The sequence below is a fragment of the Geodermatophilus sp. TF02-6 genome (assembly GCF_003319115.1).
Taxonomy (GTDB): Bacteria; Actinomycetota; Actinomycetes; order Mycobacteriales; family Geodermatophilaceae; genus Geodermatophilus.
In genome coordinates, this window is sequence record NZ_QOHF01000006.1 from 146,895 (window position 1) to 163,029 (window position 16,135).

The 16,135-nt window shown below is 74.4% G+C and carries 11 protein-coding genes; 5 read left to right on the forward strand and 6 right to left on the reverse strand.

The window, feature by feature from the left end:
* Positions 1 to 3,270 carry a DEAD/DEAH box helicase gene (locus tag DQ238_RS07735; RefSeq protein ID WP_113780702.1) on the reverse strand — a complete coding sequence of 1,090 codons (3,270 nt, stop codon included), beginning with the start codon at positions 3,268 to 3,270 and terminating at the stop codon, positions 1 to 3.
* 105 nt (positions 3,271 to 3,375) lie between these two features.
* Between DQ238_RS07735 and DQ238_RS07740 the strand changes: the two genes are divergently transcribed.
* Together DQ238_RS07740 and pgm are read left to right on the forward strand one after the other, a co-directional pair.
* Positions 3,376 to 4,197 (forward strand): DUF4253 domain-containing protein, encoded by an 822-nt coding sequence (locus DQ238_RS07740; protein WP_113780703.1) that lies wholly within the window; start codon positions 3,376 to 3,378, stop codon positions 4,195 to 4,197.
* 67 nt (positions 4,198 to 4,264) lie between these two features.
* Positions 4,265 to 5,899, forward strand: a complete 1,635-nt coding sequence (pgm, locus tag DQ238_RS07745; protein ID WP_113780768.1) for a phosphoglucomutase (alpha-D-glucose-1,6-bisphosphate-dependent) — start codon at positions 4,265 to 4,267, stop codon at positions 5,897 to 5,899.
* Positions 5,900 to 5,976: 77 nt separating this feature from the next.
* On the opposite strand, the gene glpK is transcribed toward pgm, so the two are convergent.
* Both glpK and DQ238_RS07755 read right to left on the reverse strand, forming a co-directional pair.
* Positions 5,977 to 7,494 carry a glycerol kinase GlpK gene (gene glpK, locus DQ238_RS07750; RefSeq protein ID WP_113780704.1) on the reverse strand — a complete coding sequence of 506 codons (1,518 nt, stop codon included), beginning with the start codon at positions 7,492 to 7,494 and terminating at the stop codon, positions 5,977 to 5,979.
* 44 nt (positions 7,495 to 7,538) lie between these two features.
* Complete coding sequence (locus DQ238_RS07755) at positions 7,539 to 8,270, reverse strand: MIP/aquaporin family protein (RefSeq protein ID WP_199506195.1); 732 nt, start codon at positions 8,268 to 8,270, stop codon at positions 7,539 to 7,541.
* A gap of 375 nt (positions 8,271 to 8,645) precedes the next feature.
* On the opposite strand from DQ238_RS07755, the gene DQ238_RS07760 reads away from it, so the two are divergent.
* Positions 8,646 to 10,376, forward strand: coding sequence for a glycerol-3-phosphate dehydrogenase/oxidase (locus DQ238_RS07760; RefSeq protein WP_113780705.1), 1,731 nt, complete (start codon positions 8,646 to 8,648; stop codon positions 10,374 to 10,376).
* A 79-nt stretch (positions 10,377 to 10,455) separates the two neighbouring features.
* Here the strand turns inward: DQ238_RS07760 and DQ238_RS07765 are convergent, their stop codons facing one another.
* Both DQ238_RS07765 and DQ238_RS07770 read right to left on the reverse strand, forming a co-directional pair.
* Entirely contained in the window at positions 10,456 to 11,307 is an 852-nt protein-coding gene (locus tag DQ238_RS07765; RefSeq protein ID WP_113780706.1) for an alpha/beta fold hydrolase, read from the reverse strand.
* A gap of 60 nt (positions 11,308 to 11,367) precedes the next feature.
* On the reverse strand, positions 11,368 to 12,009 hold the full coding sequence (locus DQ238_RS07770) for a TetR/AcrR family transcriptional regulator (RefSeq protein WP_199506196.1): 642 nt from the start codon (positions 12,007 to 12,009) through the stop codon (positions 11,368 to 11,370).
* Positions 12,010 to 12,139: 130 nt separating this feature from the next.
* On the opposite strand from DQ238_RS07770, the gene DQ238_RS07775 reads away from it, so the two are divergent.
* Together DQ238_RS07775 and DQ238_RS07780 are read left to right on the forward strand one after the other, a co-directional pair.
* Positions 12,140 to 12,766: a TetR/AcrR family transcriptional regulator gene (locus tag DQ238_RS07775; RefSeq protein ID WP_158550730.1), complete on the forward strand. Its 627-nt coding sequence runs from the start codon at positions 12,140 to 12,142 to the stop codon at positions 12,764 to 12,766.
* Positions 12,767 to 12,796: 30 nt separating this feature from the next.
* A complete protein-coding gene (locus tag DQ238_RS07780; RefSeq protein WP_113780709.1) occupies positions 12,797 to 15,040 on the forward strand; it encodes an MMPL family transporter in 2,244 nt (747 codons plus the stop codon).
* Positions 15,041 to 15,106: 66 nt separating this feature from the next.
* Here the strand turns inward: DQ238_RS07780 and DQ238_RS07785 are convergent, their stop codons facing one another.
* Positions 15,107 to 15,997: a sensor domain-containing diguanylate cyclase gene (locus DQ238_RS07785; protein WP_113780710.1), complete on the reverse strand. Its 891-nt coding sequence runs from the start codon at positions 15,995 to 15,997 to the stop codon at positions 15,107 to 15,109.
* Positions 15,998 to 16,135: the final 138 nt, after the last annotated feature.

The following is a 16,135-nucleotide window of genomic DNA, read 5'->3' on the forward strand; positions in this document are numbered from 1 at the left end:
TCAGGGCGCGAACAGGCCGCGGATGTCCTCGGCGGTCAGCGGACCGGACAGCGCTCCCTCGTCGTCCACCACCCGGTCGAAGAGGTCCTGCTTGCGGGCCTTGAGCGCCATCACCTTCTCCTCGATGGTGCCCGCCGCCACCAGCCGGTAGACCATGACCGTCCTGTCCTGGCCGATCCGGTGGGCGCGGTCGACCGCCTGCGCCTCGACGGCGGGGTTCCACCACGGGTCCAGGACGAAGACGTAGTCGGCCTGGGTGAGGTTGAGCCCGAACCCGCCGGCCTTGAGGCTGATGAGGAACACCGGCGCCCGGCCCTCGGTGAACTCCGCGATCCGGCGCGCCCGGTCGCGGGTGCGGCCGTCGAGGTAGACGTAGGGCAGTCCCTCGGCGTCCAGCCGGTCGCGCACCGTGCGCAGGAAGCCGGTGAACTGGCTGAACACCAGCGCCCGGTGGCCCTCGGCGACCACCTCCTGCAGGTGCTCGAGGAAGGCGTCGGCCTTGCTGGAGCGGACGCCGGCGTAGGCGTCGTCGACCAGGGCCGGGTCCAGGCTGAGCTGGCGCAGCACGGTGAGCGACTTGAAGATCGTGAAGCGGTTGCGGTCGAGGTCGTCGACGAGGCCGAGCACCTTGCGCCGCTCACGGGCCAGGTGGGTGTCGTAGATCTTGCGGTGCTTCGGGTTGAGCACCACCTCCAGCACCTGCTCCTGCTTGGGCGGCAGCTCGGCGGCCACCTGCTCCTTGGTGCGCCGCCGGATCAGCGGCCGGATCCGCCGGCGCAGGGCGGTCAGCCGCTCCGGGTCGGTGCCCCGTTCGATCGGCGTCCGGTAGAACTCGGTGAACCGCTGCGGACTGGGGAACAGTCCGGGCGCGACGATGGACAGCTGCGCCCACAGGTCCATCAGGTTGTTCTCCAGCGGCGTGCCGGTGATCGCCAGCTTGACCGGCGCGGGCAGCCGGCGGGCGCAGGAGTAGGTCTTGGCCTGGTGGTTCTTCACGAACTGCGCCTCGTCGAGCACCAGGCCGCGCCACGGCAGCGACCGGTAGGCCTCCTCGTCGATGCGCAGCAGCGTGTAGGACGTGACCACCACGTCGGCGCCGGCGACCGCCTCGGCCAGCGGGACGCCGCGCCGCCGATCGGTCTCCTCGACCGCCACCACCCGCAGGCCCGGGGCGAACCGGGCCGCCTCCCGCACCCAGTTCGGCACCACGCTGGTCGGCGCGACGACGAGCACCGGATCGGTCAGCTCACCGGCCTCGGCGGCCCGGCACAGCAGCGCCAGTGTCTGCAGCGTCTTGCCCAGGCCCATGTCGTCGGCGAGCACGCCGCCGAGACCGGCGTCCCACAGCACCGCCAGCCACTGGTAGCCCTGCAGCTGGTAGGGCCGCAGCTCGGCGGCCAGGCCGGCGGGCAGCGGCGGCGGGGCGGCGGTGTCGACGTCGAGCAGGCGCTGCACCTCGCGGGTCCACCGCCGGCTCTGCTCCTCGACCACCCCGAGCGCGGCCAGCTCCTCCCACAGGCCGGCCTGGTAGCGGCTGATCCGCAGGCCCGGCCGGTCGGCGTCCTGCAGGGCCCGCGCCTCCTCGATCAGCCGGCGCAGCTGCTCGAACTCCGGCCGGTCGATGCGGAACCAGGTGCCGCTGGGCAGCACCAGGTGCGTGTCGCCGGCGGCCAGGGCGGTGAACAGCAGGACGAACGGGATGTCCTCGCCGTCCACGCTGACGGTGACGCCCAGGTCGAACCAGTCGACGTCCCCGCCTTCGGTCGCCGACACCCGCACCAGCGGCGCGGCGTCGCTGTGCCGGTAGGCCGGTGGTGTGCCGCTGACGGTGACGACGACGCCGTGTCGGTCGCGCAGCTCGGGCAGCACCTGCTCGGTGAGGACGACGGCGTCCATGCCCTGCAGCCGCACTCCCGGCACCAGGGTCGGCGCGCCGTCGGGCTGCCACAGCTGCGGCAGCCGCCCGGGACGGGGCAGGCCGCGCACCAGCCGCTCCTCGGCAGGCCGGTCGCGGAGGGGGTCGCCGTCCGCCCTGTCGGCGTCGAGGGGCAGCCGGCGCACCGCGCCGCCGGCCTCGTACTGCACCGACCACTCCAGGGTGACCCGGGAGCCCTCGGCGTAGGTGACGTGCAACGCCAGACGGGGCGGCGCGACCTCCGGCAGCGTCACCGAGCCGTCGGAGGAGGTCACCTCGACCGTCCGGCGCAGCGCCGGGTAGAAGTCGCGCAGGAACCGGTCGACGTCGGCCTCGGGCACCCGCAGGGCGCCGCCGGCGAGCAGCCGGGTGAGCGGCGCCGGAGCCCGCCGGTGCAGCGGGGCCAGCAGCAGCCCCCGGTCGGGCACGAGGTCGTCCGTGTCCGCACCCGCCGGGACGACGACACCGTGGGCGGGGCTGCCGAGGGTCAGTGCCGCGCTCGCCGGCAGCGGTGTCCCGGCCACGGTGACCACCGGTTCGACCACGGCGTCCTCGCCCGCGCGGTGCAGGTCCACGCAGACCCGCGCCGGCTCCTCGGCGAGGACCACCGGCGCTCCGGAAGCGGTCAGCATCGTCACGCCGTCGTCCACCGCCTGCGAGAGGGCCGGCCACAGCGCCGGGCCGAAGTCCTCGAGCTGGACCGGCGTCTCGCCGTAGTAGTAGGCCGGCACCTCCTGCGCGGTCTGGTGGGCGACGTAGAGCGCGCGCAGCGCGGAGGCGTGGGCGGGCGTGTAGCCGGCGTACCCGTAGGCGTACTCCAGCTTGCGCCAGGAGACCCCGGTGCGGATCCACCGGCCCTTGGCTCCTGGCACGACCGGGCGCAGGCGGATCGCCGGTCGTGCGGACGTGGTCAGCGCGCCCGACCGGCCGGCTGCCGGTTCCTCCACCTCGAACTGCAGTCCGAGGGGCGTCCCCGCCGTCCGGGAGGCGCGGTCGGTCGGCCGGAGGAGTTCGGTGAGCGTCCGCTCCCAGTCCGGCGCGACAGGGGCGGGCTCGTCGGTGACCGCCTGACGGGCGGCGAGCAGCACGGCGGCGACGTGCTTGCAGTCGGCGCCGACCGGGCAGCTGCAGGAGCCCCACCAGCCGCGGCCGCCGGCGTCGAGCTCGACGACGGTGGTGTAGGGCCGCGGCTCGCTGCCCTGCACGGTGGCCGAGAGCCGGCCCCGGGTGCGCTGCGCCCGGATGTCGGACACCCGCCCGGCCTGGGCGTACTGCTGACCCCGGCGGAAGGCCGCCGCTCCCACGGCGCTGCGGATCACGTCGTCGCGGAGCAGCCCCTCCCACTCGTCGAGCACGCACCGAGGCTAGGCGCTCCTGCCGACGGCAGACGGCTCCCTGTGGACGGCGACACGGGTCCACAGCGCGCCGCTGATGGAATCCGGCCGACGAGAGGAATCGGCATGACCTGGGTGTTGGACGAGCAGGCACGCTCCGTCCCGGTGCGGGCGGAGCAGACGGGATCGGTGAGCGCTGCCGACCAACAGTGGGGGCTCCCCGAGCTCGTACCCGTCGTCGGGACGTCACCGAAGGGGATCCCGGACGGCGTGGTCCGCGGCTGGCTGACCGCAGAGCCGGTCGCCGACCCACACGGCGCGTGGCGCCGCTGGGCCCGCCGCTTCGACCGGTCGGGCTTCTGGCCGCTGATGACGAGCACGGTCCCGGACCGGCCGTTCCTCTCCGGAGAGCTCCTCCTCCCGGCTCCCCCCGCTGACGCCGCGGCCGTCCTCAGGAGGAGGTGGGAGGGGATGCGACCGGTGCGGGCCGACGGCACGCTCCTGCCCCACCCTCCGTGGTCCGGGCTCGCGGTGGGCGTCGGTGAGCCGCCCGCCGCAGGCGTGGTGCTGCCCCGTCTCCCGGGCGGCGACCACCCTCGCAGGCTGATCCTGGTCCCGGCACGACGACCGGCGGACACCCTGGCCCAGCTCGGCTGGCACGGCGCCTGCAACTGGTTCCTCACCGGCGCGGACGTCGCGGGAGTGCTGCGGTCGTGGGAGGACCGTTTCGGCGCCTACGTGGTGGCCGTCGGCTTCGCGGAGCTGGACCTCGTGGTCACCAGGCCGCCGCAGGACGCGGAGCAGAGCCGTGTCCTCGCGCACGAGCACATCGCCTTCTGCCCGGACAACTTCTCCCCGCAGGACTCCTTCGACGCGGCGCCGCTCGACCCGGAGGAGTACGCCGCACGGCTGCACACGGCGCAGGTGTGGCACTTCTGGTGGGACTGACCTGGGGACCCGACGACGACGGGCACCGGCTCGCGGCAGCGGCGCGGTGCGGGCCAGGATCGAGCCCATGAGCGACCCCCGCGCCGGACAGCCCGCCGCCCCCAGCGACCTGATCGACGTCGCCTCGCTGGTCACCGCCTACTACACGCTCGAACCCGACCCGGCCGACCCCGCGCAGCAGGTCGTGTTCGGGACCAGCGGCCACCGCGGCTCGGCGTTCGACCGGGCGTTCAACGAGGCGCACATCCTGGCCACCACCCAGGCGATCTGCGAGTACCGCGCCGTGCAGGGGTACGACGGCCCGCTGTTCATCGGCCGGGACACGCACGCGCTGTCCGAGCCGGCCTGGGCCAGCGCGCTGGAGGTGCTCGCCGCCAACGACGTCCCCGTGCGCGTGGACGCCGCCGACCGGTACACACCCACCCCCGCCGTCAGCCACGCGATCCTGCGGGCCAACCGGGGGAGGACGAACGGCCTGGCCGACGGCATCGTGGTCACCCCGTCGCACAACCCGCCCCGCGACGGCGGCTTCAAGTACAACCCGCCCTCCGGCGGCCCGGCCGACACCGACGCGACCACGGCGATCGCCGACCGCGCCAACGGGCTGCTGCGGGACGGGTTGAAGGGGGTCCGCCGGGTGCCCTTCGCCCGCGCCCGGACGGCGGCGCAGGCCCACGACTTCCTCGGCGACTACGTCGACGACCTGCCGTCGGTGCTCGACCTCGACGCGATCCGGGACGCCGGGGTGCGCATCGGCGCCGACCCGCTCGGCGGCGCCAGCGTCGACTACTGGGCGGCGATCGCCGAGCGGCACCGCCTCGACCTGACCGTGGTCAACCCGCTGGTCGACCCCACCTGGCGGTTCATGACGCTGGACTGGGACGGCAGGATCCGCATGGACTGCTCCTCACCGTCGGCCATGGCCTCGCTGATCGGCGCCAAGGACCGGTTCCAGGTCGCCACCGGCAACGACGCCGACGCCGACCGGCACGGCATCGTCACCCCCGACGCCGGCCTGATGAACCCCAACCACTTCCTCGCCGTGGCGATCTCCTACCTCTACAGCCACCGCGACGGCTGGTCCCCCGACACCGCCGTCGGCAAGACCCTGGTCTCCTCGTCGCTGATCGACCGGGTCGTCGCGGGCCTGGGTCGGCGGCTGGTCGAGGTGCCGGTCGGCTTCAAGTGGTTCGTGCCGGGCCTGCTCGACGGGTCGGTCGGCTTCGGCGGCGAGGAGTCCGCCGGCGCCTCGTTCCTCCGCCGCGACGGCAGCGTGTGGACGACGGACAAGGACGGCATCCTGCTCGCCCTGCTGGCCAGCGAGATCCTGGCGGTGACCGGGCGCTCGCCGTCCAAGCTGCACGCCGACCTCACCCAGCGGTACGGCGCGTCCGCCTACGCCCGCGTCGACGCCCCGGCCACGCGGGAGGAGAAGGCGGCCCTCGGGAAGCTCTCCCCCGAGGACGTGACCGCCACCGAGCTCGCCGGGGAACCGATCGTGGCCAAGCTGACCCGGGCGCCGGGCAACGACGCCCCGATCGGGGGCCTGAAGGTGGTCACCGAGAACGCCTGGTTCGCCGCCCGGCCCTCGGGCACCGAGGACGTCTACAAGGTGTACGCGGAGTCCTTCAAGGGCCCCGACCACCTCGAGCAGGTGCAGGAGGAGGCCAAGGCCGTCGTCTCGGCCGCTCTGGGGGCGTGAACCCCGGTGGTCATCGGCGGGTGGTCGCCCGACACGCCGTCGAGCACGACCGCCCGCCGATGACCACGGAGGAGGGACTACCGCACGTCCTCGTCGACCCAGTCGAGGCTCTTGGTGACCGCCTTGCGCCAGTTGCGGTAGGTCCGCTCCCGCTCCTCGGCCGGCATCTGCGGGGTCCACCGCTTGTCCTCGGCCCAGTTGGCGGTGAGGTCGTCGAGGCCGGACCAGAACCCGACGGCCAGCCCCGCGGCGTAGGCCGCACCCAGGGCGGTGGTCTCGGCCACCTTCGGCCGGATCACCGGGACGTCGAGGACGTCGGCCTGGAACTGCATGAGCAGCTCGTTGCCGACCATGCCGCCGTCCACCCGCAGTTCGGTGAGGGCCACCCCCGAGTCGGCGTTCATGGCCTCGAGCACCTCTCGGGTCTGGTAGGCGGTCGCCTCGAGCACCGCGCGGGCCAGGTGCCCCCTGTTGACGTACCGGGTCAGCCCGACGACGGCGCCGCGGGCGTCGGAGCGCCAGTACGGGGCGAACAGGCCGGAGAACGCCGGGACGAAGTAGGCGCCGCCGTTGTCCTCGACCGACCGGGCGAGGTCCTCGATCTCCGGGGCGCTCGTGATCATGCCCAGGTTGTCGCGCACCCACTGCACCAGCGAGCCGGTGACCGCGATCGACCCCTCCAGGGCGTACACCGGCTTGGCGTCGCCGAGCTGGTAGCACAGCGTCGTCAGCAGGCCGTGCTCGGAGGGGACGGCCTCCTCGCCGGTGTTGAGCAGCATGAAGTTGCCGGTGCCGTAGGTGTTCTTGGCCATCCCGCGCTCGAAGCAGACCTGCCCGAACGTCGCGGCCTGCTGGTCGCCCAGCGACCCGGCGATCGGGATGCCGGTGAGGAACCCGGCCGGGCGACCCTCGCCGTACACCTCGGAGTTGGACCGGATCTCCGGCAGCATGGACACCGGGATGCCCATCTCCTCGGCGATGCCGGCGTCCCAGGAGAGCGTCCGGTAGTCCATCAGCATCGTGCGCGAGGCGTTGGAGACGTCGGTGAGGTGCGCGCCGCCGTCGGCGCCGCCGGTCATGTGCCACAGCAGCCAGGAGTCGATGGTGCCCATCAGCAGCTCGCCGCGCTCGGCCCGCTCCCGGGCGCCGTCGACGTTGTCGAGGATCCAGCGCACCTTGGGGCCGGCGAAGTAGGTGGCCAGCGGCAGGCCGACCTTGTCCTTGTAGCGGTCCGCGCCGCCGCCGAGGGCGCCCAGCTCCTCGACGATCTGCGAGGTCCGCGTGTCCTGCCAGACGATCGCGTTGTACACCGGTTCCCCGGTGCGGCGGTCCCAGACGACGGTGGTCTCCCGCTGGTTGGTGATGCCGACGGCGACCACGTCGGACATCCCGAAGGAGGCGCGCGCCAGGGCCTGGCCCACCACCTCGCGGGTGTTGCCCCAGATCTCGTTCGGGTCGTGCTCGACCCATCCGGCGCGCGGGAAGATCTGCCGGTGTTCCTTCTGGCCGACCGAGACCACCGCGCCGGCGTGGTCGAAGATCATGCAGCGGGTGCTCGTGGTGCCCTGGTCGATGGCGAGGACGTACTGGCTCACGGGGGTTCCTCTCGGATCGGTGGGCCGGCGAGCGGCCCTCGGGGTCAGATGGGGACGTGCGAGAGCGCGCCGGCCAGCGCGGCGCCGATCAGCGGGCCCACGACCGGCACCCACGCGTAGCCCCAGTTGCTGTTCCCCTTGCCGCGGATCGGCAGCACGGCATGGGCGATGCGCGGGCCCAGGTCGCGGGCGGGGTTGATGGCGTAGCCGGTCGGCCCGCCGAGCGAGGCGCCGATGCCGACCACCAGCAGGGCCACCGCGAGGGGGCCGATCTGGGTGGGGGTGTCCCCGAAGCGCAGGATGATGTAGACGAGCACGAAGGTCCCGATGACCTCGGTGACCACGTTGTCCACGGGGCTCTTGATGGCCGGCCCGGTGGAGAAGGTGCCGAGCGCGGCCTCCGGCGCCTGCTCGTAGTGCCTGCGGTAGGCCAACCAGGCCAGGACCGCGCCGGTGAAGGCGCCGAGCAACTGCCCGACCACGTAGACCGCCGTCGCGGCCAGGGTGATGGGCACGCCGGGGGCGTACTCGTCGGCGCCGCTGACCCAGATACCGAGGGTGACCGCCGGGTTGATGTGCGCCCCGGACGTCGCGCCGGCGTAGACGCCGGCGAAGACGGCCAGGCCCCAGCCGAAGTTGACCAGCAGCCAGCTCGGTCCGTTGCCGTAGGTCAGGGGCAGCGCGACGTTGGCCACCACGCCGACGCCGAGGAGTACCAGGACCGCGGTCCCGACGAACTCGCTGCCGAAGACGGTCCACAGGCCGACCTGGTCCATGCGGTGCTCCTCATCGCCGGTGCCTCAGCTGCCCGCGGTCGGATCCGATGCGGCTGGCCACCGGACGACGACTGGCCGGGTGACGGTATTCACACCCGTGGACCTGGGGCAACGCGGCTGCGGCGAGTTGCCGGGGCGAGCCGTCGGGTCGGAGGACGTGGTGGACGACGATCACCCGCGGGCCGGCCACGCGACAGGGTGAGCCCTGCCCGTCCGACGATGTCGAACGGGCGTCGTCGCACGGGCGTCGTCGAACGGGTGTCGTCGTCGAACGGGTGTCGTCGAACGGGCGCCGTCGTCGAACGGGCGCCGTCGACGGGGCCCTCCCGGCCCGCCTACCGTGGAGGACGAGCAGTCCCCGCCTGAGGAGTCGGCATGACCGCACAGACCGCGCTCGGCCCCGAGCAGCGTGCACGAGCCTGGGCCGAGCTGGCCGAGGAGCAGTTCGAGGTCCTCGTCGTCGGGGGCGGGGTGACCGGGGCCGGCGTCGCGCTGGACGCGGCCACCCGGGGACTGCGGACGGCGCTGGTCGAGGCCCGCGACTTCGCCAGCGGCACGTCGTCGCGCTCCTCGAAGCTGTTCCACGGCGGGCTGCGCTACCTGCAGTCCTTCGAGTTCGGCCTGGTCCGCGAGGCGCTGCACGAGCGCGACCTCTCCGTCACCCGGCTCGCGCCGCACCTGGTCAAGCCGGTGCCCTTCCTCTACCCGCTCGAGCACCGCGTGTGGGAGCGGCCCTACGTCACCGCCGGCCTCGCCCTCTACGACGGGCTGGCCCGCATCGGCGCGCTGTCGACGCCGCTGCCCCCGCAGAAGCACCTCACCCGCACCGGCGCCCGCACGCTGTTCCCCGCGCTGCGACCCGATGCGCTGGTCGGCGCCGTCCGCTACTACGACGCGCAGGCCGACGACGCCCGGCACACCCTCACCGTCGTCCGCACCGCCGCCGCCTACGGGGCCACCGTGCTCAACTCCGCCGAGGTGGTCGCCTTCGAGCACGCGGGGGACCGGGTCGTCGGGGCGCGGGTGCGCGACGTGGAGACCGGCCGGGAGGTCGACGTCCGGGCCGAGGTGGTCGTCAACGCCACCGGGGTGTGGACCGACGACGTCCAGACCCTCGTCGGCGGGCGCGGCCGGTTCCACGTGCGGGCCAGCAAGGGGGTGCACATCGTCGTCCCGCGCGACCGGATCAACGGCGAGACCGGGCTGATCCTGCGCACCGAGAAGTCGGTGCTGTTCGTCATCCCCTGGGGCAGCCACTGGATCATCGGGACGACGGACACCGACTGGGACCTCGACAAGGCCCACCCGGCCGCGTCGCGGGCCGACATCGACTACATCCTCGAGCACGTCAACCAGGTACTCGCGGTGCCGCTGACCCACGACGACATCACCGGCGTCTACGCCGGGTTGCGCCCGCTGCTGTCCGGCGAGTCGGAGCTGACCAGCCAGCTCTCCCGCGAGCACGCGGTCGCCCGGCCGACGCCCGGCGTGATCGCCGTCGCCGGCGGCAAGTACACGACCTACCGGCCGATGGCCGCCGACGCGGTGGACGCCGTCGCCGAGGACGTCACCCGCCGGGTGCCCCCGAGCGTCACCGAGAACATCCCGCTGCTCGGCGCCGAGGGCTACCAGGCGATGGTCAACCAGCTCGACGGGCTGGCCGAACGCTGGGGCATCCCGCACTTCCGCGCCGAGCACCTGCTCAACCGCTACGGCTCGCTCACCCCCGACGTGCTCGAGCTCGCCGCCGACGACCGCTTCCTGCTCGAGCCGGTGCCCGGCGCCGAGGAGTACCTCATGGTCGAGATGGTGTGGGGCGCCTCGCACGAGGGGGCGCTGCACCTGGACGACCTGCTGGCCCGGCGCACCCGCATCTCCATCGAGACGCCGCACCGGGGGGTGGAGAGCGCCGAGCCGGTGGCCCGGGCGGTCGCCGGCGTCCTCGGCTGGGACGAGCAGCGGATCGCCAGCGAGGTGGACAGCTACGCCGCCCGCGTGGAGGCCGAACGCCGCTCGCAGACCGCGACCAGCGACCAGGAGGCCGACGCGGCCCGGGTCGCCGCCCCGGACACGCGCGCGGTCGCGGTCGGCCGCGCCCTCGTCTGAGGACCCCGCCCTCCCCGCCCTTCGGAGCAGGACCCGGGGGCAGGGGGCCGGCGGGGCCCGGGACGGGGCGGGACGACGGCTACCCGGCCGCCGTCCCGGCCGGGACGAACCCGCTGATCAGGTCGGCGAGGACGTCCGGCCGGTCCAGCGGCACCAGCGTCGCGCTGTCGTCGACCTCGACCAGCCGGCCGTCCGGGAACAGCTCGGCGAGCCGGCGACCGTGCGCCGGGGGCATCACCCGGTCCTCGCGCGACCAGACGACCAGCACCGGGCGGGAGAAGGCGCGCAACGGCTCGACGGCGCGCTCCAGGACGCCGGTGTCGGCCCCGATCGCCCGCAGCGCCCGCACCGCGTCGCGCCGGATGTCGTTGCGGGTCAGGACGGAGGACAGCCACCGCCGGGTCACGGCGTCACCGCGCCGGGTCAGCCAGCCGAACGACAGCGGCAGCCGCCGGAGGGGCCGCAACCGCATCTGCTGCACCGCGATCCCGAACAGGCGGGGTGAGAGCCGCCCGGCCAGCACGACCGTCTTCCCGGTCAGGCCCGCGGGGACGTTGTCGAACGCCTCGCACCCGACCAGCACGGCCCGCCCGACCTGCGGGGCGCCGTCGGTGAGGACCAGCTGCACGACCGCGCCGCCGGTGTCGGCGCCGACGAGGGTGACGTCGTGCAGGCCCAGCCGCTGCAGGAACTCGCCCACCAGGCGTGCCTGGCCGGGCAGCGACAGGTCGGCGTCCTCCGTCACCGGGACGCGGTGTGCGCCGAGCGGCAGGACGGGCCGCAGGCAGCGGTAGCCGGCGGGCAGGCGGGCGACGGTGTCGTCCCAGAGCGTGGAGTCCATGAGCAGCCCGTGCACGAGGACCAGTACCGGACCGCTCCCGCCGGAGTCGGCGTACTCGATCGTCCCGGCCGACGACTCGATCGTGTCCACGGGACACCTCCTCCGGGTGGAACGCGGTGATCCACGTCACCACGAAGTGAACCACCTGGTTCACTTCGTGTCCATCCCCGGGTCGTCGGCCTCCTCCCGGTCCAGCGCCCGGGCGAGCGCGGCGAACCCGGCCGCCACCCCGTCGGTGGACTCGCTGACCCGCCGGTCGATGAGGAAGCCCCGCAGCGTCGCGAGCACCATCTCGGCGACCTCGACCTTGCGCCGCTCGGACCAGTGCGGCGGGCACAGCGCGACCAGGGACGGCAGGTACTGCTGCGAGGCGCCCCGGCCGAGGTCGGCGTACCGCGCCGGGTCGACCATCGACAGGCCGATCGCCTGGTCCAGGACCTGGCTCTCCGCGACGAGCAGGGCGGGCCAGATCGCCCGGATCCGCTCGGCGAGCGTCCGCCCACCCTGCCGTTCCCGCGCCGCGGCGGCGGCCAGGCCGCGGTCGATGCGCCGCTCGCGCAGCTGGCGGACCACCTCGGCGAGCAGGCTCTCGACGCTGTCGAAGTGGTAGAGCAACACCTTGTGCGTCGTCCCGGCGACACGGGCGGCCCGGCGCAGCGAGAAGTCGCCGAGCCCGTGCGCCGCCACGTCGTCGGCGATCCGGTCGAGCAGCTCCCGGCGCCGCGCCAGCCCGCGTTCGGACCCGGTCGCGCGCGGATAGCCCCGTCGCTCGGCTGGCGCCCCGTCGGCCACGGCCGCCACGATGCCAGGCCGGGCCGGACGCCCGGGTCGTCCGGCCCGACCCTCGCGTCGGGCACCTCCACGGACGTGCCCGACGAGGGCTCCAGTCGATGCACCGGCGTATCGGATACATTCATGCATCGTGAGCGCCGCGGACCTCGACCGGCCCGGGCGTCGGCGTGCGGCCACCGTCGAGCGGCTGCTCGACGCCGCGCTGGAGACCTTCGCCGAGGTGGGTTTCGCCGCCGCCACCGTCGAGGACGTCTGCCGCCGCGGCGGCTTCACCCGCGGCGCCTTCTACTCCAGCTTCCGCACCAAGGACGAGCTCTTCGCCGCCCTCTACGCCCGGGAGACCAGCCGCGAGCTGGCGCGGGTCGAGCAGCAGCTGGCCGGCATCGAGGCCGAGGACGACCCGATCGCCGCCGCCGTGGCCCGCTGCCTCGACACGTTCCGGGCCGACCGCACCTGGGTGCTCGTGCACACCGAGTACGCGCTGCACGCCGCCCGGCACCCCGAGGCCGCCGCCGCCCTGCGCGAGCACACCGGGGCCGTGCGCGCGCGGGTCGCCCGGCTCGTCGAGGACGCCACCGCCCGCGTCGGCCTGCGGCTGACCGTCCCCGCCGAGCACCTGGCCCGCATGCTGCTCGCCCTGCACGACGGCGTCGTCGTCTCGCAGGTCACCGACAGCGCCACGGACACGGCCGCCGCCGGCACCGACCTCGAGCGCACCGCGCTGCTGCTCCTGCTGCGCAGCGCCGTCTCCGGCTGAAGCCGTCCCCGACCGACCCGAAGAGGACCCATGGCCACCCTGCTCGCCCGGCTCGGCCGGGCCGCCTACCGCTCCCGCCGGCTGGTCACCGCCGGCTGGGCGGTCGTGCTCGCCGCCGTCGTCGCGGTCCTGGTCACCGCGGGCGGCTCCTTCGACGACGAGTTCGCCATCCCCGGCTCGGAGTCGCAGGCCGCGCTCGACCGGCTGGCCGAGCTGCAGCCGCAGGCCGCCGGGGTGAGCGCGCAGATCGTCTTCGTCGCCCCGGACGGCGCCACCGTGGCCGATCCGCGGTACGCGGCCGCCATCTCCGAGGTGGTGGCTCGGGCCGCGCAGGCGCCGCAGGTCGCCGCCGTGGCCGACCCGTTCACCAGCCGGGCGATCACCCCCGACGGCCGCGCCGCCCTGGTCACCGTCGAGTACCCGGTGCAGCGCGAGGGTCTCGACGACGGCAGCCTCGACGCGCTGGAGGGGACCACGCAGGCGGCGGAGGACGCCGGCCTGCAGGTCGCCGTCGGCGGCGGCGCGTTCGGCACCACCGGCGTGCACGTCGGCCCCACCGAGTTCGTCGGCGTCGCCGTCGCCGTCCTGGTGCTGGTCGTCACCTTCGGCTCGCTGCTGGCCGCCGGCATGAACCTGCTGACGGCGCTGATCGGCATCGGCGTCGGCCTGGGCGGGCTGCTCGGCGTCTCCGGCCTGATCTCGCTGTCCTCGACCGCGCCGACGCTGGCGCTGATGATCGGCCTGGCGGTCGGCATCGACTACGCGCTGTTCATCCTGTCCCGGCACCGCACCCAGCTGGCCTCGGGCACGGACCCGGAGGAGTCCGCGGCGCGGGCCACCGGCACGGCCGGGACGGCGGTGGTCTTCGCCGGCCTCACCGTGGTCGTCGCGCTGTCCGGGCTCGCCGTCGTCGGCCTGCCCTTCCTCACGGTCATGGGGCTGGCGGCCGCCGCGACCGTGCTGGTCGCCGTCCTCGTCGCGCTCACCCTCCTGCCCGCCCTCATGGGCTTCGCCGGACGGCGGCTCGCCCCCCGGCCCGGCTCGCGCACGGCCCGCCGGGAGGTCGCCAGCGCCGCCGAGGACGGCGGGGCCCGCCCGATGGGCGAGCGCTGGGCCGCCCTGGTCACCCGCCGCCCGCTGCTGACCGTGCTGGTCACGGTCATCGGGCTCGGCGTGCTCGCCCTCCCCGCCGCGCAGCTGCGGCTGGCGCTGCCGGACAACGGCTCCGCCGCCGAGGACACCCCGCAGCGGCAGGCCCACGACCTGATCGGCGAGACGTTCGGCCCCGGCCTCAACGGCCCGCTGGTCGTCCTGGTCGACGGCCTGGACCCGGCCACCGCCGCGCAGGCCGCCGGCCAGGTCGCGGTCGCCATCGGCGGCACCCCCACCCAGACCCCGGGGCGGTTCGCCGGCGGCCTGGCCGACGTCGCCTACGCCGCACCGACCGTGCTGCCCGGGGGCACGGCCGCGCTGGTCACCGTCGTCCCCGAGAGCGGGCCGCAGGACGAGGCGACCGGCGACCTGGTCGCCGCGCTGCGCGACCTCGCCCCGCAGCTGGAGGCCCGGACCGGCGCCGACGTCTCGGTCACCGGTCAGACCGCCGTCGCCATCGACGTCTCCGACCGGCTCGACCGGGCGCTGCTGCCCTTCGCCGTGGTCGTCGTCGGCCTGGCGGTCGTCCTGCTGCTGCTGGTCTTCCGGTCGGTCCTGGTGCCGGTCAAGGCCGCGGTCGGGTTCCTGCTGTCGGTGGGCGCGTCCTTCGGTGCCGTGGTCGCGGTGTTCCAGTGGGGCTGGCTGGCCGACCTGTTCGGCGTCCCGACGACGGGGCCGGTCATCAGCTTCATGCCGGTCATCCTCATGGCGGTGCTGTTCGGCCTGGCCATGGACTACGAGGTCTTCCTCGTCTCCCGGATGCGCGAGGAGTACGTGCACGGGGCCGCGCCGCGGGCGGCGGTCCTGGCCGGGGCCCGGCACGCCTCCCGGGTGGTCGTGGCGGCCGCGCTGATCATGTTCTCGGTCTTCGCCAGCTTCGTCACCATCGACGACGTCGTGGTCAAGGCCATCGCCTTCGGCCTGACCGTCGGCATCCTGTGCGACGCCTTCGTCGTCCGGATGACGCTGGTGCCCGCCGTCCTGGCGCTGCTCGGCCGCTCGGCCTGGTGGTTGCCGCGCTGGCTGGACCGGCTGCTGCCCGACCTCGACGTCGAGGGCGCGCGGCTCGCCCCGGCGTCCACCGTGCCCGCCCGGCGGGAGCCGGAGCCGGCGACCCGCTGAACGAGGACCCCCTCCTCCCCACCCCTCGCGAGCTCGGGGCGGTGCCCCGGGGGGGGGGGGGCGAACTCAGTGCCGGCGGGCGGCCTTGTCGGCGTACATCGCCTCGTCGGCCTCGCGGATGAGCAGCTCGAAGGCCTGCACGGGGTCGGTGCCGCCGGCCACGGTGCCGATCCCGATGCTCATGCCGAGCGGGATGGTCAGCCCCCCGCGCACCTGCAGGGGCTCGGTGACGGTGTGCCGCAGCCGCTCGGCCAGCGCCTCGGCGTCGGCCCGCTCGCTGTTCTCGCACACGATGTTGAACTCGTCACCCCCGACGCGGGCCGCGGTGTCGCTGGCCCGCAGCACCGAGGTCAGCCGCTCGGCGAAGGCCACCAGCACCGAGTCGCCGACCGGGTGGCCGTACTCGTCGTTGATCTCCTTGAAGCCGTCCAGGTCGATGCCGAGCAGGCAGGTCGAGGTGCGCTCGCGGTGGCCGCGCTCCAGGGCGTGCCGCAACCGGTCGTTGAACAGGATGCGGTTGGGCAGGCTGGTCAGCGGGTCGTGCAGCGAGCGGTGCACCAGCGCGGCCTCGAGGGCCTTCCGCTCGGTGATGTCCTCCACGATCATCACCAGGTGCGGCGGGTCGCCCTCCGGCGTCCCCTCCACCCAGGACGACGTGACCTGCACCGGGACCACGTCCTCGTCGCCCCGCACCAGCCGGGTCTCGTGCCGCATCATCCGGCGCCGCTCGGCCAGCTCGGTGTAGGCCTCGACCGCGGCCGGGCGGTCCTCGGGGTGGATGAGGTCGAGCACCGAGGCGCCGTAGAGGTCCTCCGCCGCGCTGCCGGCCATCTCCGCGAACGCCGGGTTGGCGTCCACGACCAGACCGGAGGGCGTGGCGAGCACGATGCCCATCGGTGCGTTCGCGAACGCGCTCCGACGGTCGGCCGGGGGCAGCCTGCCCACCGCGTTCGTCACATCCCACCTCCGTGCCGGACATCCTGCACGACCAGCCGCCCCTTCCTGCAGGTCCTCCACCTGGTTGCCCCGGGCGGTTCCACGTGGAACCTCCGGGAGGGCAGGATGGGCAGCCGCACCCGGGTTCCGACGAGGGGA